Source organism: Streptomyces cynarae (genome assembly GCF_025642135.1).
Lineage (GTDB): Bacteria > Actinomycetota > Actinomycetes > Streptomycetales > Streptomycetaceae > Streptomyces > Streptomyces cynarae.
The window spans coordinates 6034845-6060725 of sequence record NZ_CP106793.1 but is presented as its reverse complement, the minus strand read 5'-3'; the positions used below and the strand labels follow the sequence as shown (position 1 = coordinate 6060725).

Annotated in this window: 22 protein-coding genes and 1 pseudogene; 7 read left to right on the top strand and 16 right to left on the bottom strand. The window is 70.9% G+C overall.

The window, feature by feature from the left end; all coding sequences use genetic code 11:
• Positions 1–12 precede the first annotated feature (12 nt).
• The 3 genes from N8I84_RS27630 to N8I84_RS27620 form a co-directional block, all read right to left on the bottom strand.
• A complete protein-coding gene (locus tag N8I84_RS27630) occupies positions 13–303 on the bottom strand; it encodes a lactococcin 972 family bacteriocin (RefSeq protein WP_263232188.1) in 291 nt (96 codons plus the stop codon).
• Positions 304–532: 229 nt separating this feature from the next.
• On the bottom strand, positions 533–889 hold the full coding sequence (locus N8I84_RS27625; RefSeq protein ID WP_263232187.1) for a hypothetical protein: 357 nt from the start codon (positions 887–889) through the stop codon (positions 533–535).
• Between the two features lie 4 nt (positions 890–893).
• Positions 894–1178 carry a hypothetical protein gene (locus tag N8I84_RS27620; protein ID WP_263232186.1) on the bottom strand — a complete coding sequence of 95 codons (285 nt, stop codon included), beginning with the start codon at positions 1176–1178 and terminating at the stop codon, positions 894–896.
• Between the two features lie 589 nt (positions 1179–1767).
• Between N8I84_RS27620 and N8I84_RS27615 the strand changes: the two genes are divergently transcribed.
• Entirely contained in the window at positions 1768–2799 is a 1032-nt protein-coding gene (locus N8I84_RS27615; protein ID WP_263232185.1) for a phosphatidylinositol-specific phospholipase C domain-containing protein, read from the top strand.
• A gap of 96 nt (positions 2800–2895) precedes the next feature.
• Complete coding sequence (locus tag N8I84_RS27610) at positions 2896–3453, top strand: glycoside hydrolase family 25 protein (protein WP_263232184.1); 558 nt, start codon at positions 2896–2898, stop codon at positions 3451–3453.
• Positions 3454–3495: 42 nt separating this feature from the next.
• Here N8I84_RS27610 and N8I84_RS27605 read toward each other — a convergent pair whose 3' ends face one another.
• From N8I84_RS27605 to N8I84_RS27565, 9 genes are all read right to left on the bottom strand, one after another.
• The gene (locus tag N8I84_RS27605) at positions 3496–4158 is read right to left on the bottom strand and encodes an NADPH-dependent F420 reductase (protein ID WP_390898950.1); all 663 of its coding nucleotides are present in this window, start codon (positions 4156–4158) and stop codon (positions 3496–3498) included.
• A gap of 186 nt (positions 4159–4344) precedes the next feature.
• Complete coding sequence (locus N8I84_RS27600; RefSeq protein WP_263232182.1) at positions 4345–4557, bottom strand: EF-hand domain-containing protein; 213 nt, start codon at positions 4555–4557, stop codon at positions 4345–4347.
• 59 nt (positions 4558–4616) lie between these two features.
• Entirely contained in the window at positions 4617–5531 is a 915-nt protein-coding gene (locus N8I84_RS27595) for a MerR family transcriptional regulator (protein ID WP_263232181.1), read from the bottom strand.
• 174 nt (positions 5532–5705) lie between these two features.
• Positions 5706–6878 carry a YncE family protein gene (locus N8I84_RS27590; RefSeq protein WP_263232180.1) on the bottom strand — a complete coding sequence of 391 codons (1173 nt, stop codon included), beginning with the start codon at positions 6876–6878 and terminating at the stop codon, positions 5706–5708.
• Positions 6878–7756 (bottom strand): polysaccharide deacetylase family protein, encoded by an 879-nt coding sequence (locus N8I84_RS27585; protein WP_263232179.1) that lies wholly within the window; start codon positions 7754–7756, stop codon positions 6878–6880. The genes N8I84_RS27590 and N8I84_RS27585 overlap by 1 nt, the downstream gene beginning before the upstream one ends.
• 62 nt (positions 7757–7818) lie before the next feature.
• Positions 7819–8322 (bottom strand): ATP-binding protein, encoded by a 504-nt coding sequence (locus tag N8I84_RS27580; RefSeq protein WP_313884293.1) that lies wholly within the window; start codon positions 8320–8322, stop codon positions 7819–7821.
• A gap of 313 nt (positions 8323–8635) precedes the next feature.
• Positions 8636–9403 (bottom strand): enoyl-CoA hydratase/isomerase family protein, encoded by a 768-nt coding sequence (locus N8I84_RS27575; RefSeq protein ID WP_263232177.1) that lies wholly within the window; start codon positions 9401–9403, stop codon positions 8636–8638.
• An 87-nt stretch (positions 9404–9490) separates the two neighbouring features.
• The gene (locus N8I84_RS27570) at positions 9491–10720 is read right to left on the bottom strand and encodes a L,D-transpeptidase (protein ID WP_263232176.1); all 1230 of its coding nucleotides are present in this window, start codon (positions 10718–10720) and stop codon (positions 9491–9493) included.
• Positions 10721–11071: 351 nt separating this feature from the next.
• The gene (locus N8I84_RS27565) at positions 11072–12286 is read right to left on the bottom strand and encodes a L,D-transpeptidase (protein WP_263232175.1); all 1215 of its coding nucleotides are present in this window, start codon (positions 12284–12286) and stop codon (positions 11072–11074) included.
• 150 nt (positions 12287–12436) lie between these two features.
• Here N8I84_RS27565 and glgX point away from each other — a divergent pair.
• Positions 12437–14697: pseudogene (gene glgX / locus N8I84_RS27560) on the top strand (glycogen debranching protein GlgX).
• A gap of 24 nt (positions 14698–14721) precedes the next feature.
• On the opposite strand, the gene N8I84_RS27555 reads toward glgX, so the two are convergent.
• The 4 genes from N8I84_RS27555 to N8I84_RS27540 are packed head-to-tail and all read right to left on the bottom strand — an operon-like array spanning position 14722 to position 18352.
• Positions 14722–15363 (bottom strand): response regulator, encoded by a 642-nt coding sequence (locus N8I84_RS27555; protein ID WP_263232174.1) that lies wholly within the window; start codon positions 15361–15363, stop codon positions 14722–14724.
• Positions 15353–16654, bottom strand: coding sequence for a sensor histidine kinase (locus N8I84_RS27550; RefSeq protein WP_263234907.1), 1302 nt, complete (start codon positions 16652–16654; stop codon positions 15353–15355). Before N8I84_RS27550 ends, N8I84_RS27555 begins: the two co-directional genes overlap by 11 nt.
• 25 nt (positions 16655–16679) lie before the next feature.
• Positions 16680–17414 carry an ABC transporter permease gene (locus N8I84_RS27545; RefSeq protein ID WP_263232173.1) on the bottom strand — a complete coding sequence of 245 codons (735 nt, stop codon included), beginning with the start codon at positions 17412–17414 and terminating at the stop codon, positions 16680–16682.
• The gene (locus N8I84_RS27540; protein ID WP_263232172.1) at positions 17411–18352 is read right to left on the bottom strand and encodes an ABC transporter ATP-binding protein; all 942 of its coding nucleotides are present in this window, start codon (positions 18350–18352) and stop codon (positions 17411–17413) included. Before N8I84_RS27540 ends, N8I84_RS27545 begins: the two co-directional genes overlap by 4 nt.
• A gap of 206 nt (positions 18353–18558) precedes the next feature.
• Between N8I84_RS27540 and N8I84_RS27535 the strand changes: the two genes are divergently transcribed.
• The 4 genes from N8I84_RS27535 to N8I84_RS27520 are packed head-to-tail and all read left to right on the top strand — an operon-like array spanning position 18559 to position 25830.
• Complete coding sequence (locus tag N8I84_RS27535; protein ID WP_263232171.1) at positions 18559–20415, top strand: ABC transporter ATP-binding protein; 1857 nt, start codon at positions 18559–18561, stop codon at positions 20413–20415.
• On the top strand, positions 20412–22280 hold the full coding sequence (locus tag N8I84_RS27530; RefSeq protein WP_263232170.1) for an ABC transporter ATP-binding protein: 1869 nt from the start codon (positions 20412–20414) through the stop codon (positions 22278–22280). The genes N8I84_RS27535 and N8I84_RS27530 overlap by 4 nt, the downstream gene beginning before the upstream one ends.
• A gap of 47 nt (positions 22281–22327) precedes the next feature.
• Positions 22328–24058: an ABC transporter ATP-binding protein gene (locus N8I84_RS27525; RefSeq protein ID WP_263234906.1), complete on the top strand. Its 1731-nt coding sequence runs from the start codon at positions 22328–22330 to the stop codon at positions 24056–24058.
• Positions 24055–25830, top strand: coding sequence for an ABC transporter ATP-binding protein (locus N8I84_RS27520; RefSeq protein ID WP_263232169.1), 1776 nt, complete (start codon positions 24055–24057; stop codon positions 25828–25830). Before N8I84_RS27525 ends, N8I84_RS27520 begins: the two co-directional genes overlap by 4 nt.
• The last annotated feature ends 51 nt before the right edge of the window (positions 25831–25881 follow it).

Below are 25881 nucleotides of genomic sequence, written 5' to 3'. Positions count from 1 at the left end.
TGTGGATGGGTGTCAGCAGGAGGCGTCGTAGAACGCGTCGTTGCGGATGTCCGACTTCTCCACCGAGGCCTTGGACCACGTCCCGTTCTTGGTGCAGCCGCTGTAGGCCCAGATCGCACCGTGCACGGAAGACGAGTGGTAATTGACCTTGTGGTAGAAGTTCGAGTACGCGTAGTTCGCGCCCACGTCGTAGCTCCACCTACCCCCGCTGACGTCGACCGACTTGGCCAGCGCGGGAGCGGCAGCGGCCATGACTATGACGCCTGCCGCAGCAACGGCCTTGAGTCCGCCTTTGATTCTCATGAACAATTCCTTTTCGGTTTGATTTCGCCTTGACCGGCGCGTTGATCTTACGATTGCGACTCGGCTGGATCAATTCTTTTTGCTTGCTGAATTTGATCGCAGCAATTCCTTGTTCTACAGCGGGTCGCCGTGCGCATCGAATACACAGGCGAGGCGGAGAATGCCGGAAATCCATAGCCGCAAATCCATGGCTGCATCGAGCCGACGGCGTGGGGATGCGTGAACCGGATCAGGCGGCGATCCACGGAACACGGCAGGCGTGGGGCTCCGTGCCCTCCGGGCACAAAGCCTGGATCACCGCTTTGCGGATCGCTCGCCATGACCGCAGGGAACAGACCAACCGGACGCACAGTTCGACCGGTTCTCGCGCACCGCTGTCCTGGTCAGGATGCTCCAAGGCCCACTGTTCCGCCAGGATGCCGTACACGTCCGAGGTCGTCAGTTCGCTCCCGGGGAGGGTGCGTGCGACGGTCACTCCGACGATTCGCGCGCTCCGGGAAGCCACGGCTTCCTCGACGAGTTCCCTGACCCATGTCAGCCACTGCTCGTCCGCGTACAGGCCGAACCTCAGAGTGCGCGCCCTCATGGCATCAGATCCTCGTGATCGTCTTCTTCGTGCAGTGCTTTGCGCGGTAGCCGGTGGGCATCTGGTCGTTGGCGTTCTTAATAGCCGCCTTCCAGGCGTCCGGCTGCGTCTTGGCTTCGCCGTGCCCCTGGACGAATCCATGGGCCGTGTTGTCGGAGATGCGCATCTTGGTGCATTGCACATGCGCCGCCCATCCGCTCGCCGCCTCCGCGGGAGCGGCGGCGCCGAAGGAGAGCAACGCCGCGACGGCGGTGGCGACGAGAGGGCCGGCAGCGAACAACTTACGCATAAGCGTTTCTCCTAGGGATCGATATTCCGTAAGGGGGCACAACTGACCGTCATCGGGCGCGAATGATGCAGCCCGGTTGCCGAGACGTGCTTGTTTCCTGTCGGTTTATCGACGATGGAGGCTCGCAGAACCGCCGCTGACGCGGATGTCTGAACTGTCCACTCGGCCTCGCCGGCAAGGCTCTTGCCACTGCCGGTCATCATGGAAATACATGAAGAATTCCCCCGGTTTGGCCCACAACAGGCCGGACGACGTGCCCGCACACGGCTGGGCGCGATCTTGCATTCTCGCCGCTGGTCGGGCAGCGAGCATGAAGCTGTACCCCGTTTTTCCGCCACTGGTCAGGTGGCGATCTTGAAGCTACATTGCCGCTACTTTACATACAACCTAAATGGATGTGAGGTGGAGCACACCTGACGGAAGGGATGGAATTTCGGCCAACTCGGCTTGATCCTGCCGCCAGAGCGAACTGCGGTCCTCTGAACCACGCGGCCGGTCTGCTCCCAATCCTTCGTCCAGGGGCTACCGTACGGTAACCACCCTCTCCTACGCTTCCGCCAACTCGGTGACGACACAGGGGAGTTGGCCCATGCGTGTGGTGAGACGGCTGGCGGCGCTGCTGGGTGCCGCCGCGATGCTGACGGTGGTGCCGGGGAACGCCCACGCGGCGTCGCCCACGTTCGCGGACGCGACCACGATCGGGACGCACAACGCGTACGAGAAGGACAAGTACACCTACTTCGCTCAGGCCCTCGACTCGGGGGCCTCACTTCTGGAACTGGACGTCTACACCGACAGCATCAGCAAGCGCTGGCGGGTCAGTCACAGCAATCCGTTCGGCGACGACAACAACTGCGAGGCCGCGAAGAGCCCGAGCGAGCTGTACAGCAAGAACCGCAACCAGGATCTCGGCAGTTGCCTCGACAACATCGCGGCCTGGCACCAACTGCACCCCGACCACCGGCCGATCGTCTTCAAGGTGGAGATGAAGAACGGCTTCAACAACAACCGCGGCCTCGGACCCGACGAATTCGACGCGCTGGTGCAGCAGAAGCTCGGCAGCATCGTCTACAAGCCGTCCGACCTGCTCGGCTCCTCCTACTCCACGCTCGACGCCGCCGCGAGGGCGAACGCCTGGCCGTCCCGGGACTCCCTCAAGGGCAAGGTCGTCTTCGAACTCATCCCCGGCACGGTCGAGATGAACAACCCGTTCGACCACTACTGGACCGACCGGGAGTACGGCGACCACCTGCGCGACCTGTACGCCGCCGGGAACATCTCCAAGGCTCAGGCCTTCCCCGCGGTGCTCGGCGCGGCCTCCGGCGACCCGCGCACCAGCCGCTACGACGCCTCCATCCGCCCGTGGTTCGTGTTCTTCGACGGAGACGCGGCGACGTACGTCAACAACGGCTACGACACGTCCTGGTACGACACCGGCCACTACATCCTGATCATGACGGACGCGGCGGGCGTCGCCCCGGCGATCTCGTCCACCGACCCGACGGACGCCGAGGTCGCGGCACGCCTGTCGTTGCTCGCCCACGACCACGCCAGTGTGATCACCTCCGACTGGGCGGCGAAGTCGGCGTCGGTCCTCAGTTCGGCGGCCGACCGGGGCTGACGTCCGAACGCAGGGGGCATATCACCCGTACAAAGGTGACAACAGGTATCGATCCGTGTCGATGCCTGTTCCCCCCACCACCTCCAGGGAGCCCCCATGCTGCGAGGCATCGACGTCAGCGCGTACCAGTCCTCCGCGTACGACACGGACGGCCTCTCCTTCGTCTTCATCAAGGCGACGGAGGGGCGTTCGTATGTGAACCCGAAACTCTCCGCCCAGACGAAGACCGCCCGGGACGCCGGTTGCGTGGTCGGCTTCTACCACTTCCTGTGGCCGGGTGACATCACCGCCCAGGCCGAGTACTTCGTCGGCAAGGCTCCGGAGAGGGCCGGCGATCTGCTCGCCTTGGACTGGGAGACCACCGGTGACGGGACGCACGCGAGCAACGCGGAGAAGGACGCCTTCATCCGCAAGGTGAAGCAACTCCGCCCGGACAACCGCGTGCTCCTCTACACCAGCCGCCACTTCTGGCTGACCATCGACACCACGTCCTACGCCGGGGACGGCCTGTGGATCGCCGACTACGTCACCGCGGGCAAGCCCCGGATCAAGGCCCCGTGGCGCTTCCACCAGTACACGTCGGACCCGGTGGACCGGAACGTGGCGAACTTCTCCGGCAAGGCGGCGCTCAAGGAGTGGGCCGGGGACGCCTGACCGACACCGGCCCGCCGCCCGGGCGCTTCGACGACGCGACGCCTACGCGCGGAACTCCGCGGAGCGCTCGGGCGACGCCTGCTCCAGTGCCTTGGCGACCTCGTCGGAGCCTGCGCGCAGGCCGTACACCGGGGTGCCGGGCTGCTGGCGCCAGGAGTCGTCGATGCCGCCCGCGTCCACCGTGTCGAAGCCGAGCTCCTCGATCAGGTCCCTGACCTTCGCCTTCGCCGACTCGTCGTCACCCGCCACCGGGAGTGCCATGCGGTCGGGGGCGCCGACCGGGCGGGGGCGCTCCAGGATGTCCTGGGCGTAGGTGCCGTTGAAGGCCTTGATCACAGGGTGGCCGATCTGCCGTTCGGTCCAGCGGCTCTCGGTGAGGCCCTCGTCCTCGATCGCCGCGATCCTCCCGTCCCGCTGCTGCGGGTAGTAGTTGCCGGTGTCGATCACGGCGACCCCCTCGACCGCGCTGTCCAGCAGCCCGGGCGGCAGGTCGGGTACGGCCTTCACCGGGATCGTGATCACGACGACCTCGGCGCCGCGGGCCGCGTCCTCGACCGTGACGGGGGTCGCGCCCGTCTCCTCGGCGAGTTCGGTGAGCGTGTGCGGGCCGCGGGAGTTGGCGACGGAGACGTCGTGGCCGAGGGCGGTGAGCCGCCTGGTGAGGTTGCCGCCGATGTTGCCGGCGCCGATGATGCCGATCTTCATGACTCGCCTCGCCCTTTCCGGGGATCGGTGTTCGTACACAGCCTCTGCGGGCTGTCCACAACCACCGGACACGGCGGGCTATTCCGGTCCACGAGCGAACGGGTGACGTCCGTCGGTGAGACCCGAGACGACGCAGTGCACGACGAAGGGGGCGCCGGCCCGCACGGCCGGCGCCCCCTTGTCGCGTCACTTGCTCAGGTGCGCCCAGAACTCGTCGAACGACAGCACCTTGTCACCGTTGAGGTCACGGGACTTGATGATGGCCTCGGCCACCGCCTCGGTGACGTTCCAGTCGCCCCCTTGAGCCAGGGCGGTCCTGAACTCGGCGGCGGTGATGAAACCGTCACCGTCCGCGTCGATCCGCTCGAAGTGCTTGCGTGCTTCCTCGATGTCCGCCACCGGTCCGCCCCTTTGTGTCGCGTTTCGTCTGTCTTGCTGTCGTACTGACGCAGGTCAGATTAACGGGCCACGCGAGCCCTCAGTGCCGCGACCACCCAGGCGAACTCCTCGTCGGGCGATGGCAGGGGCTCGAGGCCGTTCACGACGGCGGTCAACTCGCGGTAGCGGGCGAGTCGGACGTTCGCGACCGCCGTCAGACGCTCCAGTACGGCGGCTCGGTCCCCGTCACCGAGCAGCTCGCGCAACACGTCCTCGGCCTCCGGCGCCTCCGGGGCGATGCCCTGCCGCAGCGCCTGGCCCGCCAACTGCACCAGGCGGCTCATGAACCACAGGGACGTTCCCGCCGGGACGTCCGGTCCCCGGTCAGCGGCGTTGAACTCGACCATCCTGCGCATGTGTGCGCGGAAGTCGGGATCCTGGATCAGCTCCGCGAGCTCCACCCAGGCGTCGACCTGCTCGGGCGTGGGGTCGTCGGGCAGGTTCGCCGCGGCGAACCGGAGCCGCTTGCGGATGTCGGGGTCCACCGTGTCGAGACCCTCGAAGATCTCCGCCATGAAGTCATCGATGATCCGTTTCCGCTCGGCCGCCGACAGCCGCGCCAGTTTGTTCATCAGAGTCATCTCCTCCGCACTCGAACCCCGTCGTGCCACCGTCGACAGCACCGCCCTGGTCACCTTCAGAGCCCGGATCTGCGCGTCCAGGGCCGCCACGTGCGCGGCCGCCACCTCCGCGACCGTCCGCTCGCCCGCCAGCACTCCGCGCACGTCTGCCAGGCCGAGGCCCAGCTCGCGCAGGGACCGGATCAGCTCCAGGCGCGCCACGGACGCGGCGTCGTACAGCCGGTAGCCGCCCGCGGAGCGGGCCACCGGGGGCAGGACCCCCTCGTCCGACCAGTAGCGGATGGTGCGCACGGTCAGTCCGGTGGCGCGGGCCAGGTCGCCGATGGTGAAGAGGCCGGTGCCGTCGTCGATCACGTCTGCGAGTCTGGGCCTTCCAGTGGGTGGAGACTCAAGGAGCGCACGGTGGCGGCCGAGGGTCTGCGGGCCGTCCTGGACGCGGCGGCACGGTGATCGCGCCTGGAACGCCCGCAGCGTGCGGGGGTTCCAGGCGGCGGGGTACCTGCCCGTCGACGCGGAGGCGCTGCTCCTTCAACGGAAGACGCCCGTGTGGCCGAGCGAGTAGCGGCCCGGCTGGGGGTAGACGGCGAGGCCGTGCGGGCCGCTGCCCACCCTGATCCGGGCCAGCTCCCGGCCGGTCTCCGTGTCGATGGCGTACACCGCGGAGTTGTAGCGGCCGGACAGCCACAGCACCTTGCCGTCCGCCGAGACACCGCCCATGTCAGGGCTGCCGCCGCCCGGCAGGCGCCACTTCTTGGTCAGCCGGTTCTCCTTGAAGTCGAAGACTGAGACGGTGCCCTCGCCCCGGTTGGAGATGTACATCTCGCGGGAGTCGCGGCTGACGTAGAGGCCGTGCGCGCCCTTGCCGGTGGGCAGGAAGGACGGCTTGGCGAAGGTGTCGCCGTCCAGGATCCACATGCCGTCGGCGACCATGTCGGCGATGTAGAACTTCTCGCCGTCCGGGGAGACCTTGACGTCCTGCGGCATGGCACCGCGGTGGGGCAGCTTCTGCTGGCCGATCACCTTCATCTTCTCGGTGTCGACCTTGAGCAGTTCACCGCTGAACTCGCAGGAGACGATGAAGTAGCGTCCGTCCAGCGAGAAGTCGGCGTGGTTGACGCCGTAACAGCTCACCGGCACCGCCTTCTTCACCTTCATGGTGTGCGCGTCCCGGAAGACCAACTGGCGGTCCTTGGAGGCCATCACCACCGCGTACTTGCCGTCCGGTGTGAAGTACAGGTTGTAGGGGTCGTGCACGGCGACCGGCTTGCCCGCCTCGCCGGTCCTCGGGTCGATCGGGGTGAGGGAGTTGCCGAGGTCGTTGTTGACCCACAGCGTCTTCAGGTCCCAGGAGGGCACCACGTGCTGGGGCTGGCGGCCGACCCGGATCGTCTCGACGACCTTGTAGGTCTGCGGGTCGATGACGGAGACGGTGTCGGAGTTGGTGTTGGGTACGTAGATCCGGGACCGGAAGCCTTTGACCACCGGGGAGAGCTGCCCCGGGCGGTCGGCGGCGTAGACGTCCTTGGGATCGAGGACGGGCGGCATGCCCGGCAGTCCCTGGGGGGCCTGCGGCTGGGCGCGCCGGACGGGGGCCTTGGAGGCGGTGTCCTCGTCCTTGTGGGAGGTTCCGCTGCTGCAGCCGGCCAGCACGGCGAGGGCGGCGCCGGCGATCAGTACGCGCGTGACGGTCGAGGGATGCATCAGCTCAGCAGCTCCGTGGTGGTCACCGCGGCGAGGCCGCGGTCTTTGAGGGCGTGCAGGATGTCGGGGACGGCGGCGACCGTGTCCGGGTACCCGAAGTGCAGGCTCACCACCGATCCGTTGCGGATGTCGTCGGTGACCTTGCGGGTGACGGCGGCGGCGCCCGGTGAGGTGTAGTCGAGCGAGTCGACGTCGTACGACAAGATGTGCGGATAGCCCGCGCGGCGGGCCAGGCGTTCGACGAGCGGCGTGGCGCGCTGCGCCTGGGACGGTCGGAACCAGGCGCCGATGCCCCCGGTGAGGTGCCGCAGCCGCTCGGCGCATCCCTTGATCTCGGCGAACGCCTGCTGCTCGGACATGCTGTTGATGTCGAGGTGGCGCAGGGTGTGGTTGCCGATGTCGTGACCGCCCTCGATGATGCGGCCGGCGACCTCGGGGTGTTCGTCGAGCCAGGTGCCGACCGCGAGGACGGTGACCCTGGCGCCCGCCTTCTCGGCCGCATCGAGGATCGCCTTGGCGTAGGAGGGGTCGCCCTGGCCGTGGAAGGTGAGCGCGACCCGGGGGCGGTTGCGTGGACCGCTCGTGATCTGGGCGGGCAGGCCCGGGAAGGAGCGCGGGTCCGGTGTGGCGACCGGGACGCGGGATCCGGTGGCGGAGCGCGGGGTTCCGGTGGCGCGGGACGAGAGGGCCCGGTGGACGACGGTGTCGCCTGGGGAACAGGCGGCGGCGAGGGCACCGGCGGCGGCGAGCCCCGCGCCCGCGCGCAGTGCCGCGCGGCGGCCGGGCGCCGTGCTCGCGGTGTCCGTCTCGCGGTCGGTCCCGCGGTCGGTCTCCGGGTCGGACGAGGGGGGAGGGACGGGGGTGGTCACTCTCCCCATTTAAGGACGGGTTGATGCTGAAATCGACGATTTGACCTTTTCCTGGAAGGGGCGGGTCGCGGTCACCGGTCGGCGACCCGCATCTCGAACCAGGTGGTCTTGCCGCGCGGCAGCAGGTCGACGCCCCAGCGGTCGGCGAGTTTGTCGACGAGGAACAGGCCACGGCCGCTGAGGTCCAGTTCCTGTACGGGCATCAGGCAGGGCAGTCCGCGGGAGGGATCGCGGACCTCGATGCGGATCCAGCCGCGGCGCCGCCGCATCCGTAATCCGAAGACGCGGGCGCCGGTGTGCCGTACGGCGTTCCCGACGAGTTCGGAGACGAGCAGGACGGCGTCCTCGGTCATGCGCGGGCCGAGCCCCCACTGCCGCAGGATCACGACCTGGGCGAGCCTGCGCGCGGTGGCGGCGGATTCGGGCCGGGACGGCAGCGGCACATCGGCCTCGGCGGGGTTTCCGTACAACTCCAGCGCCTTGAGCGCCTGTTCGTCCTCGATCGCAGGCGACCAGCGTGCCGCGGTGGCACCCCCGTGCCGCCGCGGCGGCTCCATACCCTCCAGCCCCGCCATGGACCCATCATGGCCGTCCAACGGGGGGCTCGGGGTCGTTACGACGGAATACGCCCCCCGGAAGCACACATTCCTCACCATTCGACCGGCATATGCCAATCGCAATCCAGGGGCTGTCGCACCCCAACTGACCTGCGGAAACGAGCCAGTTGGGGGCAATCGCCGGGCGAGGCCGGCGCGACAGCCTTAAGGTTGCCTTAAGGCTTCCATAATCCGCCCCATCGAGGGACACGAAAACGGACGCGGCGTCAACTGTGCATGGACCAGCGGGACTTGCTGAACAATGCTCACGTTACGCCTTCCAGGTGGGTCCTCACACGAACTTCGCCTTGCCCGGCCCCTCCTCCACGAAGCTGCGCATCCCCCGCTCGCGGTCCTCCGTCGCGAACAGGCCCGCGAACCAGTTGCGTTCGACCGCGAGACCGGTCTCGATGTCCGTCTCCAGACCCGTGTCGATCGACTCCTTGGCCGCACGCAGCGCGATCGCCGGGCCCTGGGCGAGCTTCGCGGCCCAGGCGTGCGCCTCGGCGTACACCTGCTCGGCCGGGACGACCCGGTCGACCAGGCCCAGCCTCAGCGCCTCGTCCGCCTTCACCTGGCGCCCCGTGAAGATCAGGTCCTTGGCCTTGGACGGGCCGATCAGCCGGGCCAGCCGCTGCGTGCCGCCCGCGCCGGGGATGAGGCCGAGCAGGATCTCCGGCTGCCCGAGCTTGGCGTTCTCGCCGGCGATGCGGTAGTCCGCGCACAGCGCCAGCTCGCAGCCGCCACCCAGGGCGTAGCCGGTGACGGCGGCGACGACGGGCTTCGGGATGCGGGCGACAGCGGTGAAGGAGTCCTGCAGGGCGCGGGAGCGCAGCACCATCGCGGTGTGGTCCATGCCCTGCATCTCCTTGATGTCCGCGCCCGCGGCGAACACCTTCTCTCCGCCGTAGAGGACCACCGCGCGCACGTCCTCGCGGCGCGTGATCTCCTCGGCGAGTTCCTTGAGCCGGTCCTGGGTGGCGACGTCCAGCGCGTTCATCGGCGGGCGGTCCAGGCGGAGGGTGCCCACGCCCTCGGCGACTTCGAGATGCACAGTCATGGGAGGAGGTTAACGGGGACTAACGACAACGGGCCCGGTGTGCTCGCTCACAGCGGCACACCGGGCCCGGTCACTGCGGATCGGCCGTTACTTGATCCACTGGTCCCAGGGCATGTTCCAGCCGTTGAGCCCGTTGTCGGGCGCGACCGTGGCGTCGTGGGAGTTCTTCACGATGACGACGTCACCGAGCATCGAGTGGTTGTAGAACCAGGCGGCCGCCACCGAGCTGTCGTAGCCGCCCTTCACATCGCGCAGGCCGACGCAGCCGTGGCTGGCGTTGTAGTTGCCGAAGGCGTCGCCGCCCCAGTAGTTGCCGTGGATGAAGGTGCCGGAGTCGGTCAGGCGCTGGGCGTGCGGCACGTCCTTGATGTCGTACTCGCCGCCGTAGCCGACCGTTTCGCCGTTCATCCGGGTCACCACCTGGCGCTCGCTGATGACCATCTGGCCGTTCCAGGTGTCGTAGCCGGGCTTGCCCGTGGTGACCGCGAGGGTCTTGACGACCTTGCCGTCCTGCTTGACGACCATCGTGTGCGCCTTGGCGTCCACGGTGGAGACCTGGCTGCGGCCGATGGTGAAGCTCACCGTCCTGGCCTGCTCGCCGTAGACGCCGGGGCGGCCCTCGACCCCGTCGAGGTTCAGGTTCACGGTGACCTTGGTGCCGGGCTTCCAGTAGTCCTCGGGCCGGAAGTCGAGGCGGTCGTTGCCGAACCAGTGGCCGCGGACCTCGACGGCGGGCTCGGTCTTGATGGTGATGGCCTTCTCGACGTCGGCCGGGTGGGTGATGCCCCGGCTGAACCGGACCGAGAACGGCATGCCGACGCCGACGGTGGAGCCGTTGTCGGGCGTGTAGACGCCGACGAAGGTGTTCTTCGGAGTGAGCGTGGTGAACGAGGAGTCCGCGGTGGCGGCGAGGCCCGACGCGTCCTTGGCGACCGCGTGGACCTTGTACGTGGTGGCCGCGGCGAGGTGGGTCGACGGGGTCCAGGAGGCACCCCCGCCGGTGATGGTCCCGGCGATCTCGCGGCCCTTGGGGTCCTCGACCCTGACCTGGCTGAGTGTGCCCTTGGCCGCGGTCACCTTGAGGGCGCCGCCGGTGTCCACTCCCTTGGCGCCGTCCTTCGGGGCTATGGTGACGACGGCCTGCGACTGCTTGGCCGCCGCCTTGCCGGAGTCCTTGTCCTTGGCGTCACCGTCTCCCCCTCCCCCACCGCACGCGGTGACGGTCAGCAGGAGGGCGCCGAGTATCAGCGCCGAGAAACTCTTGCCACCACGTCCCCGCGCACCGGTCGACGCGCCCGATATGGGTCGCCCGTTCACGTTCCCTCTCCCCTCGCACGGCCTGATCGCCTCAGGCCCCCCACTGCGCAGCGCGTCCCGCACGCGCATTGCGCAAATCAATCACACGCCACGGCCCGATGACTCCCCGCCGCTGTCACTGTTCAGTCCCAACTCGGGACCGCGCGAAGGGGCACCGCCGACTGCCGGATGCGCCCCCTGACGTGCCGCTGAGCCGGTCTCTCACCCTTTCGGGTGATCGCGGGCAACATCTTCGTTCCATAGCACTTGATGCTTGTCACCGGCCTGAGGTTGCACGGCGGTGGCCGAAGGCGTGGGCGAAAGTCCGTTTCGATGCTCGAAACGCCGAATGCTCCCGTGACACCGGGCCGGTCAGGACTGGTCGACGGCCCCGCCCGCTGTCCAGTCGCTCCAACTCATGTTCCACCCGCCGAGCCCGTTGTCGGGAGCGACCTGCTTGTCGTCGCTGTGCACGACCTCGATGACGTCGCCGACGAGGCTGCGGTCGAAGAACCAGCCCGCAGGGGTGTCGGAGCCGCCGCCCCTGACGTCCTTCAGGCCCACGCAGCCGTGGCTGACGTTGCTGTGCCCGGGGGCCTCCGGGGCCCAGTAGTTGCCGTGGACGAAGGTGCCGGACTCGGTCAGGCGCATGGCGTGCGGGACGTCCGTGATGTCGTACTCGCCGCCGAAGCCGACCGTGCGGCTGTTCATGCGGGTGACCGGGAGCCTCTCCATCACCACCATCTTCCCGTTGTACGTGGTGGTCTTCGGGGCGCCCGCGGTGATCGGCAGGGTGGCGAGCAGCCGGCCGTCGCGGCGGACCCGCATCGTGTGCCGGGCCGCGTCCACGAGGGACACCTGGCTGCGCCCGATGGTGAAGGCGACGGTCCGGTACTGCTGTCCGTAGACCCCGGGCGCGCCCTCCACGTCGCGCAGCCGCAGGGTGACGGTCACTCGGGTGCCCGGCTTCCAGTAGTGCTCGGGTCGGAAGTCGAGGCGGTCCCTGCCGAACCAGTGCGGGCGGATCTCGACGGCGGGCCTGGCGGTCACACGGATCGCGCGCTCGACGGCGGCCCGGTTCGCGATCTGCCGGTCGAACTGAACGGACACGATCATTCCCGTGCCGACGGTCGAGCGGTCCTCCGGGATGACGTACCCGGTGAACCGCTGCTCCGGGACGTAGGTGGTGAACGTCGCGTGACGGGCCGAGCGGCGGCCGCCACCGTCGCGGGCCACCGCGTCGACCGTGTACCGGGCGGCGAGGGCGAGACGGGGGTCGTCCGGCTCCCAGACGGTGCCGTCCGCCGAGAGACGGCCGGGGACCGCGGACCGCCGGGCGTCCTGGGACCTGACGACGGTCACCGACTCCAGGCGGCCGCTCACCACCCGTACCCTCAGCCGCCGGTCGGCGGGCACGGCCCTGCTGCCGTCGTCGGGGGAGATCCGGATGAGGTCCGCGGGCGCCGGATTCTTTCCGAAGACGCCGTCGAGTCCATGGCCGGTGCAGCCGGCCAGGAGGGCCGCCCAGGTCAGTGCCGCGGCCAGTGCGGCGCCCGCGCGCCGCGCGCGCGTGTGTACGTGCGTCACGACGATCTCAACGACCCAGCCGCTCCCGGGAAACGTGAGTGCGAGCCGCGCACTGGGCAGAACAGGGGGGAGGACGACGGGATCAGGTACGCGGCCGGGACGCCGTGCACCCGTTTTCCCGTCGTTCCGCGAGCCGCGGGAGGCGTGTACGTGTCCAGCGCAGCCGAGCAGGAGGCAGTGCAGGAGGAGCAGGCGGGCGAGGGACGGTCCGCGCGCTCTGCCGCCGTGCTGAACGGCAGGCGGCGCCCGGTGCCCACGGTGCCCGTGTGGCCGGGTGCGCCGACCCCGCTCGGGGCGCGCTTCCGGGCGGCCCGGACGGGGTCGCGGGCACGAACTTCGCGCTGTGGGCGGGGGGCGCGGAGGCGGTCGAACTGTGCCTGTTCGACGGCCCGGGTCCGCAGAGCCGGGAGACCCGCGTCCGGCTGACCGAACTGACGCACGAGATATGGCACGGTTTCGTCCCGGGCGTGATGCCGGGGCAGCGGTACGGCTACCGGGTGCACGGCCGCTGGGACCCGTGGACCGGCGCCCGCTGGAACCCGGCGAAGCTGCTCCTCGACCCGTACGCGCGCGCGGTCGACGGGGAGTTCTCCCTGCCGCCCGAGGTGTACGGGCACGTGCGGGACTGGCCCGACCAGAACGTCGCCGACACCGTGCGCGACGACCGGGACTCCGCGCCGCACGTCCCCAAGGGCGTCGTGGTGCACGATGACGACGACTGGGCGGACGACCACCGCCCGAAGACGCCGTGGGCGGACTCGGTGATCTACGAGCTGCACGTGCGCGGCTTCACGCGCCTGCACCCGGACATCCCCGAGGAGCTGCGCGGGACCTACGCCGGCCTCGCGCACCCGGCGGCGATCGAGCACCTGGTGAAGCTGGGCGTGACAGCCGTCGAGCTGCTGCCCGTGCACCAGTTCGCGCACGAGGACCACCTGCTGCGGCGTGGCCTGAGGAACTACTGGGGCTACAACTCGATCGGCTACTTCGCCCCGCACGCCGCCTACGCCTCCACCGGCACGGCCGGCCAGCAGGTGGGCGAGTTCAAGCGCATGGTGAAGGCGCTGCACGCGGCCGGGATCGAGGTGATCCTCGACGTTGTGTACAACCACACCGCGGAGGCGGGCGAGCTGGGTCCGACGCTGTCGCTGAAGGGCATCGACAACCGCGGCTACTACCGGTTGCAGTCCGACCCGCGCCGCTACGCGGACTACACCGGCTGCGGCAACACCCTGCACGTGGTGCAGCCGCAGGTGCTGCGCCTGATCACCGACTCGCTGCGCTACTGGGTGACGGAGATGGGCGTGGACGGCTTCCGCTTCGACCTGGCGGCGGCGCTCGCGCGGTCCATGCACGACGTCGACATGCTCTCCCCTTTCCTCGCGGTCATCGCCCAGGACCCGGTGCTGCGCCGGGTGAAACTGATCGCGGAACCGTGGGACGTGGGCTCGGGCGGCTACCAGGTCGGGGCGTTCCCCCCGCTGTGGACGGAGTGGAACGACCGCTACCGGGGCGCTGTACGGGACTTCTGGCGTGGGGCGCTGCCGGACGTGCGGGACCTCGGCTACCGCCTGTCGGGGTCGAGCGACCTGTACGCGTGGGGCGGCCGCCGCCCGTACGCGTCGGTCAACTTCGTCACCGCGCACGACGGTTTCACCCTGCGCGACCTGGTGTCGTACGAACGCAAGCACAACGAGGCCAACGGCGAGGGCAACCGAGACGGCTCCGACGACAACCGCTCCTGGAACTGCGGTGCGGAGGGCGACACCGACGACGAGCGGATACGGGCGCTGCGGCGCCGGCAGCTGCGGAACCTCCTGACGACCCTCCTGCTCTCGACGGGCGTGCCCATGCTGGTCGCGGGCGACGAGATGGGCCGCACCCAGCGCGGCAACAACAACGCCTACTGCCAGGACAACGAGATCGGCTGGGTGGACTGGAGCATGCCGGCCGACCCCGGCTGGCGGACGCTGTTCGACCTGACGTCCCGTCTGATAGCGCTGCGCCACCGCCATCCGGTGCTGCGCCGCAGGGCGTTCTTCTCCGGCCGGCCGCAGGCGGCGGACGGCCTGAGGGACCTGGCGTGGTTCACGCCCCGCGGAGCGGAGATGACGGAACGCGACTGGTACGCGCCTGCCGCGACCCTCGGCATGTATCTGTCCGGCCGGGACATACCGGGCCGGGACGCCCGGGGCGCACCCGTGGTGGACGACAGCTTTCTCGCGGTTCTGCACGCCGGGGACCGCCCGGTGAGCTTCCTGCTGCCGGGGCCGCCGTGGGCCGAGCGCTACGAACTGGTCGTGGACACCTCCCGCGAGGAACAGGCGCAGGCCCCGGGGACGGAGTACCGGGCGGGCGCGACGGTGACGGTGCCGGCCCGGGCGGTGCTGCTGCTGAAGGTCGCCGGCTGAGGGCCTGTCCGGGCTCTGCCGCCGTCAGCCCAGGATCCCCCGGTCGTAGGCCACCGCCACCGCCGCAGCGCGGTCGTTGACGCCGAGTTTGGCGTACAGGTGGCTGAGGTGGGTCTTCACGGTGGCCTCGCTGATGAACAGCTCGCGGGCGATCTCACGGTTGGAGGTGCCCTTCGCGACCAGGGCGAGGACCTGCCGTTCGCGGGCGGAGAGGGGCTCGCTGCCGGGGGCCGGGGAGCGGACGGCGGAGACCAGACGGGAGGCGACGGCCGGGGACAGGACCGTACGGCCTTCGGCGGCAGCCCGGACCGCGGTGAGCAGCTCGTCGCGCGGGGCGTCCTTGAGGAGGTAGCCCGTCGCGCCCGCCTCGATCGCGGGCAGGGTGTCGGAGTCGGTGTCGTAGGTGGTCAGGACGAGGACCTTGGCGCGGGCGGCCCGGCGGGTCAGCTCCCGGATGGCGTCCACGCCCGAGCCGCCGGGCATGCGCAGGTCCATCAGGATCACGTCCGGGTCGAGGGAGGCGCCCTTGTCGACCGCCTCGACGCCGTTCGACGCCTCGCCCAGGACCCTGAAGCCGGGCGCGGACTCGAACATGCCGCGCAGGCCGTCCCTTACGACGGGGTGGTCGTCGACGATCAGCAAGGAGATCACGGCGTCATCGGTCATGGCGCACCAACGGTACGCGAGCCGACACCGCCGTGCCCTGCCCCGGCTCGGTCTCCACGGTGAGGGAGCCGGCGATGCGTTCGGCGCGGGCGCGCATGCCGTCGAGGCCGAAGCCGCCGGTGGGGGTCCCCCCGCTCGAGCGAAGTCGAGAGTGGGGGATGGATCGGGCGGGGAGACCGAGGAGTTCGAATCCGGTGCCGTCGTCGCGGATGTCGAGGATGACCTCGTCGCCCAGGAAGGAGAGGGTGACGCCGACGCGGGAGGCTTGGGCGTGGCGAGCGGCGTTGGACAGGGCTTCCTGGACGATGCGCAGAAGGGTGGCCGCGACCTCCTCGTGGAGCTGTTCCACGGCGCCGACGACCGTGAACTCCGCCCGTACGCCCGACCGTTCACCCCATTCGGTGACCGTCTTCTTCAGCGCTTCGGGCAGTCCGTCGTTCTCCAGCGCCACCGGCGCCAGGTTGTGCACGGAGCGGCGGGCCTCGCCGAGACTGTGCCGTGCCAGGGCCGAGGCGCGGTCCAGATGCGTGCGGGCGGTGGCCAGGTCGGGGGCGCCCGCCACGACCTGAAGCTGGGCGATGATGCCGGTCAGGCCCTGCGCGATGGTGTCGTGGATCTCGGCCGCGAGGCGCCGCCGCTCGTCGGCGACCCCCGCCTCCCGTGCCTGGACGAGGAGTTGGGCGTGAAGGGCGGCGTTCTCGTCGAGGGCCTGGTGCAACGCCGCGTTGGTGCGCTCGAGTTCGGCGATGGTCTCGGTGCGCTCGTGGGAGCGCCGTGTCTCCTGCTCGGTGAGATGGGCGACCACCATCTGCAGGCCGGAGTTGGCTACCAGGAGGGCGGCGAAGACGATCCACTGGACCACGCTGCCGAACGGCATCCCACCGGCCTGCGCGCCGGCCACGGTGACCGCGCTCGCGAGCAGTCCGAGCCGCTGCCACCTGCCCGGGAGGGTCTCGTCGGCGTCCATGTAGCCGGCGGCGGCGTAGAAGGCGAAGAACGGGTTGAGCCAGGTGAGGGCGAAGGCGAGGGCCCAGCGGACGATGTAGTACGCCGTCCCGGCCCGGGACGGCGTCCGGCGCCGGTCGGGCCCGCTGGGACGGGTGCTGTGCCACCACAGCTGGAGCGCGACCGCGGCACCGAGCAGGGCCCAGGCGGTGTACCACTTGGCCGGGCCGGCGTGCGGGTCGGCGGTCGCGAGTGCGGGGACGAAGCCGATGCCGAGCAGCCCGTACGGCCCCCAGGTGTGCAGTTGCTCCCAGCGCCGTTCGATCTGCGTGTCCGCCCCGGTCATGTCCCCAGTCTGCACGGCCCCGCTCCTACTCCCAGCGGAACCAGCGGCTTGCGGCACCCGTCAGCAGCAGGATCCACACCGCCGGCACCCCGAGGTGGCTCCAGCCCGGCCAATGCCCGGCCGCCGCCTGGTTGAGGGCCTGCGCCGCCGCTCCGAAGGGCGTGCAGCCGACGATCCTCCGGAGCAGGTCCGGCATGGCCTGCACCGGCAGCCACACGCCCGCGCAGAACATCATCGGGAAGAACACCGCCGTTCCGACCGCACCCGCGATCTTCGTGGTCCGGGACAGCGCCGAGACGACGGAGCCGAGAGCGAGGGCCGCCGCGGTCGCGAGCAGCAGGGCCAGCAGATAGCCGGCCGTCTGCCTGGGCAGCGTCACGTCGAAGGCGAGGCGGCCGACGGCGAGCGCGAGCAGCGCCGATGCCAGCGCCACCGTGCCCTGCACGACCATCTGCGCCGACAGCAGGGCGGAGGGCCGCACGGGGGTGAGCCGCATCCGGCGCAGGATGCCCCGCTCCCGGTGGCCGGTCAGGGCCTGGGGCAGCGCCTGAACCCCGGACATGATCAGGGCGATCAGCACGGCGATGGGCACGTAGGCGTCGACCGGACGCAGCCCGCCCAGGGACTTGTCGGCCTCCCGGAACGACGGGATCGAGCCGAGTATCACCAGGAGCAGGGTCGGGAACAGGGCGATCCAGAACACGGCGCCGGGTTCACGGCGGAAGAGACGGAACTCGGTGCGCAGGACGGCGGTGTTCATGCCGCGGTCTCCTTCGTCAGGTCCAGGAACGCGTCGTCGAGGGTGGCGTCCATGACTCGGAGCTGATGGGCGGTGATGTGGTGGCGGGCGAGGAGGGTGATGACGGCGTTGACGGTCTCGTCGGTGCCGGACAACGTGATCCGGCCGTCCTTGTGCGCGACGGAGGCGAGCGCGGGCAGGGCGTTCAGCTCAGCGTCGTCCAGCGCGGCGGACGGCGTGAAGCTGATGACGGTCGCGCTCGCCGAGCGCTGGATGAGACCGGCCGGCGTGTCCAGGGCGGCCACCCTTCCCTTGTCGATGACGGCGATCCGGTCGCACAGCCGCTGGGCCTCCTCCATGAAGTGGGTGACCAGGAGGACGGTGACGCCGCCCGCACGGACGTCCTCGATCAGCTCCCAGGTGTCACGGCGGGCGCGCGGGTCGAGCCCGGTGGTCAGCTCGTCCAGGACGACGACCCGGGGGTTGCCGATCAGCGCCAGCGCGATGAACAGGCGTTGTTTCTGCCCGCCGGAAAGCCTGGCGAACCGGGTGGTCAGCTTCTGGGTCAGGCCGAGGCGTTCGGCGAGGGGGCGCCAGTCGGCCGGGCTCGGATGGAAGGAGGCGTACAGTTCGAGCGCCTCGCGAACGGTGAGCTTGGGCTGCAACTCGCTCTGCTGGAGCTGGGCACCGAGCACCCGGGAGACCCGCTCGTGGTCGGCGACGGGGTCCAGGCCGGTGACCCGGACGCGGCCCGCGTCCGGGACCCTCAGGCCCTCGACGCACTCGACGGTGGTGGTCTTGCCGGCGCCGTTCGGGCCGAGGATCCCGAAGATCTCGCCCTCCTCGACGGCGAAGGAGACACCGTCGACGACGGCCCTGCCGCCGTAGGACTTGCGCAGAGCGTCGACTTCGATGACGGGTTGCCCGGTCGTCCGGGTCATGCTGGTCATGCTGGTCATGCATCGAGGGTCCCGGGCGGACCGGGTCCGGCACATCGGCCGACCCGCTCGAAGGAGCATCAACCGATCGGCTGACGGGGTGATACGACCGCGTGACCGCCAGGTCGTACGGCCGCTCGAACACCCAGGTCGTAGGACCAGCGGTGGACCTCGGCCGGGCCGAAACTCGGTGGGCAGTGTCAGTGCCGATCCGTAGGCTCGCACCGATGCCGACGACACGTGCAACCACCAGCGACCGTTCCGCCGTCCGCACCCTGCTGCGCCTGTGGCCGTATGTGCGCCCGGTGCGGCTGCGGCTGTTCACGGCGGCGTTCGTCGCGGTCGTCGCCTCCTGCGTGGGGCTCGTGATCCCGCTCGTCCTGAAGTGGATGGTGGACAGCCCGGTCACCGACCGGGACCCGGCGGGGGTGTGGCTCGGCGCGCTGTACCTGCTGCTGCTCGGGATCGCCGAGGCCGGGCTGTTCGGTGTGCGGCGGTGGCTGGTGGCGCGGCCGCTGTCACGCGTCGAGGCGGAGATGCGGGCGGATCTGTTCCGGCATCTGCAGCGGCTCCCGGTCGCCTTCCACGACCGGTGGGCGTCCGGGCAGTTGCTGTCCCGGGGCACGACGGATCTGATGCTGCTGCGTCAGTTCCTGGCGTTTCCGCTCACGTTCCTGCTGGTGAACGCCGTGACGATCCTGGTGGGTGTGGTCATCATGCTGCTCCAGGACTTCACCCTGGGACTGGTCGTCCTGGGGCCCGGCATCCCGGTCGTCGTGATGTGCTGGGTGTTCGAGCGGCGGTACGCGCTGGTGGCGCGGCGGGCGCAGGACCAGGTGGGCGACCTGACGACCGTGGTCGAGGAGAGCGTGCTCGGCATCCGCATCATCAAGGGGTTCGGGCGGCACCGCAGCCAGGCCCGGGCGTTCCGGGAGCTGTCGCGGACGCTGCGCGGGACCGAGCTGGCCAAGGCGCGGCTGCTGGCGGCGATCTGGGCGGTCATCGTGACGCTGCCGGAGGTCGCCCTCGGGGCGGCGCTGGTCGTCGGATCGGTGCAGGTCGCGGACGGCGGGCTGTCGGCGGGAACGCTGGTGGCCTTTCTCTCCACGGCTCTCGCGCTGCGGTGGCCGGTGGAGTCCATCGGCTTCCTGCTGGCGATGAGCCAGGAGGCGGCGACGGCCACGGAGCGGTACTTCGAAGTCATGGACGAGGAGCCGGAGGCGCCGCGTACCGCCGAGTTGCGGGACGAACCCCCGGCCCGCACCCGCACCGGCACCGGCACCGGCACCGGCACCGGCACCGGCACCGGCACCGAGCAACCCGACGGCCTGCGGTTCGACAACGTTTCCTTCCGCTACCCCGACGCACCGACCGCCTCCCAGCCGATCCTCGACGGCATCGACCTCCACATCCGTCCCGGCGAGACCATGGCCCTGGTGGGCGCCACCGGCAGTGGCAAGACCACCCTCACCGCGCTCATCCCCCGCCTGCACGAGGTGACCTCGGGACGCATCACCCTCGACGGAGTCGACATCACCGCCATGTCCCGGGAAGAGCTCCGCTCCAAGGTGGCCGTCGCCTTCGAGGAACCCACCCTCTTCTCCGCCACCGTCGCCGCCAACGTCCTCATGGGCGCCCCCGACACCGCAGGCGAGAAGGAACTGGAGCGCGCCCTCGCCGTCGCTCAGGCCGACTTCGCCCACGCCCTCCCCCAGGGCACCCGCACCCAGGTCGGTGAGCAGGGCCTCAGCCTCTCCGGAGGTCAGCGGCAGCGCCTCGCGCTCGCCCGCGCCGTCGTCGGCAGCCCCCGCTTCCTCGTCCTGGACGACCCCCTCTCCGCCCTCGACGTGCACACCGAGGCCGCGGTCGAGGCCGCCCTGCGCCGCGTGCTCGACGGCACGACCGCCCTGGTCGTCGCGCACCGCCCGTCCACCGTCCTGCTCGCCGACCGCGTCGCCCTGCTCTCCGGCGGCCGTATCGCCGCCGTCGGCACCCACCAGGAACTGCTGCGCGGCAACGCCGAGTACGCCCATCTGATGTCCGGAGACCCCGCACACTCCCAGGACAGCGAGGAGGTCCTATGACGGCGCCCACGACGACCGCGCCGAACGACGAGGAACAGGACCGGAAGGGACCCGCCCCGGACCCCGCCGCCTCCGACGACCCCTTCGACCGCGACGCCCTCCCCACACCCCCGGGAGCCACCGCCGCGCTGCTGCGCTCGCTGCTCGCCCCGCTCAAGGCCCGAACGGCCCTGACCTGCGTCCTGCTGCTGCTCCAGCAAGCGGCGGTGCAGGTGGGCCCGCTGCTGGTGGCGTACGCCATCGACCGCGCCGTACCGGCGTTGCGGCACGGCGACCACGGCCCGCTGATCGCGGTGGCGGTCGGCTACCTGCTGTCCGCCGCGGCCTCCGGCGTCCTGCAGTACGCGTTCACGATCGCCTCCGCCCGCGTCAACCAGGATGTGCTGCTCGATCTGCGCGGCCGCATCTTCCGCCACGCGCAGGCGCTGAGCATCGACTTCCACGAGCGCTACACCTCGGGCCGGCTGATCTCGCGGTCCACGACGGACGTCGAGTCGCTGCGCGAACTGCTCAGCGAAGGCCTTCAGGAACTGGTCACCGTCATCCTGTCGTTCGTCTTCATCTCGGCGATGCTGCTCTGGCTCGACCTGGGCCTCGGCGCGGTAGCGGTGGCCTCCCTGGTGCCGCTGTACGGGCTGGTGCGGCTCTACCGGCGCCGGGCGGGACGGGTCTTCCGCAGGCGCTCGACCGCGATCGCCGCGGTGATCGTGAAGTTCGCGGAGACCATGAACGGCATCCGCCCGGTGCGCGCGTTCCGCCGGGAGGAGGCCAACGACGCCGACTTCCGCGTCCTGAACCGGCGGCACGAGCGGACCAACGGCGACGCCCTGCTGGAGATGGCCCGCTATGTCACCGGCTCCCGGCTGATCGCCAACTCGACGGTGGCCGGAATCGTGCTGTGGGGCGCGTACCGGGTGGCGGAGGGCTCCCTCGCGCTGGGTGTCCTGGCGGCGGCGGTGCTGTATCTGCGGCGACTGTACGACCCCATCGACCGGCTCGGCATGTTCCTGAACTCCTACCAGTCGGCCGCGGCCTCGCTGGAGAAGATCGCGGGGCTGCTGGCGCAGACGCCGTCCGTGCCGGAGCCGGCCCACCCCGGCGAGCTCCCGCCGCCGAAAGGCGACCAGCCGGGCCGCGAGGTGGTCTTCGAGGAGGTCCGCTTCGCGTACCGCACGGGCGGCGAGGTGCTGCCGCGCTTCTCGCTCACCCTGCCGGCCGGGCAGACGGTGGCGGTGGTCGGCGCGACCGGCGCGGGCAAGTCGACGCTCGCCAAGCTGCTGGCCCGTTTCTACGACCCCACCGACGGCCGCGTCCTGCTGGACGGCGTGGACCTGCGCGACCTCGCGCTGCCCGACCTCAGGCGCGGAGTGGTCATGGTGACCCAGGAGGCGTTCCTGTTCTCCGGGACGGTCGCCGAGAACATCGCGATCGGCCGCCCGGACGCGACCCGCGAGGAGATGGAGCGGGCGGCGAAGGCGATCGGCGCGCACGACTTCATCACCGCGCTGCCGGAGGGCTACGACACCGACGTCCGCAAACGCGGCGGCCGGATCTCGGCCGGGCAGCGGCAACTCGTCGCGTTCGCCCGGGCGTTGCTCGCCGACCCTGCGGTGCTGATCCTCGACGAGGCGACCAGTTCCCTGGACGTCCCCGGCGAACGGGCCGTGCAGCGGGCGATGGAGACGGTGCTGCGGGGCCGTACGGCCGTGGTGATCGCGCACCGGCTGTCGACGGTGGAGATCGCCGACCGGGTGCTCGTGATGGAGGGCGGCCGCATCGTGGAGGACGGCAGCCCGGCGGAACTGATCTCGGGGACGGGACGGTTCGCGGATCTGCACCGGGCCTGGCGGGACAGCCTGGCGTGAGCGGAACGGGAGAACAGGAAGAACGGGGAGACGGGGAGACGGGGCGGATGATCGACGCGTACGAGGATCCCGGGAAGCCCGACTGTCGTGACGGCTGGCGGTATCTGTGGTGGCTGGTGACCCGGCAGCCGGGGCGGTCCGTCGCTGGGGCGCTGCTCGGCAGCGTCTGGATGGTGCTGATGGCGGCGACGCCGTACCTGATGGCCCGTGCGGTCGACGAGGGTCTTCGCCGGGGTGACATGGGCGCCCTCGCCGGATGGTCCACGGCGCTGTTCGCGGTGGGCGCGTTCAACGCGTGGCTGAGCATCATGCGGCATCGGGTGATGACCCGGGTGCGGATGGACGCCAACTTCCGCACGGTGAAGGTGGTCGTGGGGCACGCGGTCCGGCTGGGGGCCGCGCTGCCGCGGCGGGCCGGGGCCGGTGAGGTGGTCACCATCGGTGTGAGCGACGTGCAGACGATCGCCGGCGCCCTGACCGTCGTGGGCCCCGGCGTCGGCGCGGTCGTCGCCTATCTGGTGGTCGCAGGGCTGTTGCTGTCGGTCTCCGTGCAACTCGCCGCGGTGGTCGTGCTCGGCGTGCCGGTGATCGCCCTGATCGTGGGACCGTTGATGCGGCGCCTGCAGGACACGGAGGCGGAGTACCGGGAGCGGCAGGGGGTGCTCACCGCCCGGATCGGCGACCTCGCGGGCGGGCTGCGGGTCCTCAACGGCCTCGGCGGCAAGGGGCTGTTCGCGGACGCCTTCCGTCGGGACTCCCAGCGGCTGCGGGAGCAGGGATACCGGGTCGGGTCGGTGACCAGCTGGATGCAGGCGCTCGGGGTGGGGCTGCCGACGCTGTTCCTCGCCGTCGTGACCTGGCTCGCGGCGCGGCTGGCCGCCCGGGGGGACATCACCGTGGGTGAGCTGGTGGCGGTGTACGGGTATGTCGCCGTGATCGTGCGCCCGGTGGCGGCCTTGATCGACTGGGGTTACCAGGTCGGCCGGGGCGTGGTGGCCGCCCGGCGCGTCGTACGGCTGCTGCGGATGGAGCCGGAGCCGGACGACGGCACGTGCGACGCTCCCCCGGAGCCGTCGGTGCTGCACGACCCGGAGTCCGGGGTGCGGGTGCCGCCGGGGCGGCTGACCGCCCTGGCCGGGGCGCGGCCCGCGGACACCGCAGCGGTCGTCGACCGTCTGGGCCGGTACGTCCCGTCGGAGGCGACCTGGGGCGGAGTGCGCCTGGACGACATCCCGCTGTCACAGGTGCGGGAGCGGATCCTGGTCGCCGACAACGAGGCCGACCTGTTCGCCGGGGCGCTGCGCGAGCTGGTCGCGGGCGCCCGGGAGGCGGAGGACGTCGATGACGCGGCGATCGGCCGGGCCGTGCACGCCGCTGTCGCCGACGACATCGTCCAGGGCCTGCCGGACGGGCTCGGCTCGGCGATCGACGCGCAGGGACGCAACCTGTCCGGCGGCCAGCGGCAGCGCGTCCGGCTCGTGCGGGCGCTGCTCGCCGACCCCGAGGTGCTGCTGGCCGTCGAGCCCACCTCGGCGCTGGACGCGCACACCGAGGCGGCGGTCGCGGAACGGCTGCGGGAGGCGCGCGAGGGCCGTACGACCGTGGTGACCACCACCTCCCCGCTGGTCCTGGACCGCGCGGACACCGTCCACTACCTGGTCGACGGCAAGGTCGCGGCCACCGGGAGCCACCGACGGCTGCTCGAGGCGGAGCCGGGCTACCGGGCGCTGGTGGCGCGGGACACCGACACCGCCGATGCCGAGGAGGTCGTGGCGTGAGCCGGGGACATCTGCCCGTGGCCGAAGCCGTCGACGTGCGGCGGGCCGCCGTACGGCTGGTGCGGGCCGACGGGCGGGCCTTCACCGCCGTACTGGCCCTCAACGCGGCGGCGGCCGGGGCCGGGCTCGCCGGGCCGTGGCTGCTCGGGCGGATCGTCGACGAGGTCCGGTCCGGGGGCGGCGTCGGTGCGGTGGACCGCCTGGCGCTCGGCATCCTGCTGTGCTCGCTGGCGCAGTTGCTGCTGTCGCGCTGGGCCCGGTACGTGGGGCACCGCTTCGGGGAGCGGACCCTGGCCCGCGTGCGCGAGGAGTTCGTCGACCGGGTCCTCGCACTGCCCGCGTCCGTGGTGGAACGGGCCGGCACCGGGGACCTGACCGCGCGCGGCACGGCCGACGTGGCCACCGTGGGCACCACGTTGCGCGACGCCGGCCCCGAGCTGCTGATCAACACCGTGCAGGCGCTGTTCCTGCTGGGCGCGGTCTTCGCGCTCGACCCGCTGCTCGGCGCGATCGGCGTGTTCGCCCTGTTGCCCATCTGGTGCGTGCTGCGCTGGTATCTGCGCCGGGCCAGGGACGGCTACCTCGCCGAGGGCGAGGCGAACTCCCAGGTCGCGGAGATCCTGGCGGCGACGGCGTCCGGAGCGCGCACGGTGGAGGCGTTCCGGTTGCAGGAGCGGCGGGTCGTGACGAGCCGGGACGCGCTGGACGTCTCCCGGCGCCGGCGCCTGTACACGCTGTCCCTGCGGTCCGTGTTCTTCCCGGTGGTGGAGGTCTCCTATGTCCTTCCGGTGGCCGGCGTGCTGCTGGCCGGCGGGGTGCTGCACGCGCACGGGGTGATGAGCCTGGGGTCGGTGGTGGCCGCGGCGGTGTACCTGCAGCAGTTCAGCTCACCGCTGGACGAGATCCTGATGCGGGTCGAGCAGTTGCAGAGCAGCGGCGCGTCCTTCGCCCGGGTGGAGGGCCTCGCCCGGGCCCCGCAGGCCGACCCGGAGGGCACCCCGGCCGTCCCGGCGGACGACCGGATCGACGTGACGGACGTGCGCTACGCCTACGACCGCGGGGGCGAGGTGCTGCGCGGGGTCGACCTGTCCGTGCGGCCCGGGGAACGGCTGGCGGTGGTCGGCCCCTCCGGCGCCGGCAAGACCACCCTGAGCCGACTGCTGGCCGGCATCGACGCGCCGACCGAGGGCTCGGTGACGGTGGGCGGTGTGCCGGTCGCGGACCTGGGGCCGGAGCGGCTGCGCCGCCAGGTCGTCCTCGTCACCCAGGAGCACCACGTCTTCCTCGGCACGGTCCGCGACAACCTGCTGGTCGCCGAACCGTCCGCGACGGACGAGCAGCTGTGGGCGGCGCTCGCCGCGGTGGGCGCCGACGACTGGGTGCGGGAGCTGCCGGACGGCCTGGACTCCGAGCTCGGGCCGACCGGTTGCCGCACGGACGGCTCACAGGCCCAGCAACTCGCCCTGGCCCGGGTGGTGCTGGCCGACCCGCACACGCTGATCCTCGACGAGGCCACGGCCCTGCTGGATCCGGCGACGGCCCGCCACACGGAGCGCGCGCTGGCGGCGGTCCTGAAGGGCCGCACGGTCATCGCGATCGCCCACCGCCTCCACACGGCCCACGACGCGGACCGGGTGGCGGTGATGGAGAACGGCCTGCTGACGGAACTGGGCAGGCACGAGGACCTGGTGACGGCGGAGGGGGCGTACGCGGCCTTGTGGCGGACGTGGCACGGGGACGGCAGGTCCCCGGCCTCCCCGGCCACCGGGTGACACTGCCCGAAGAAGTCGGACAACATACCGCCACCGGCGCCCTGTCGGACT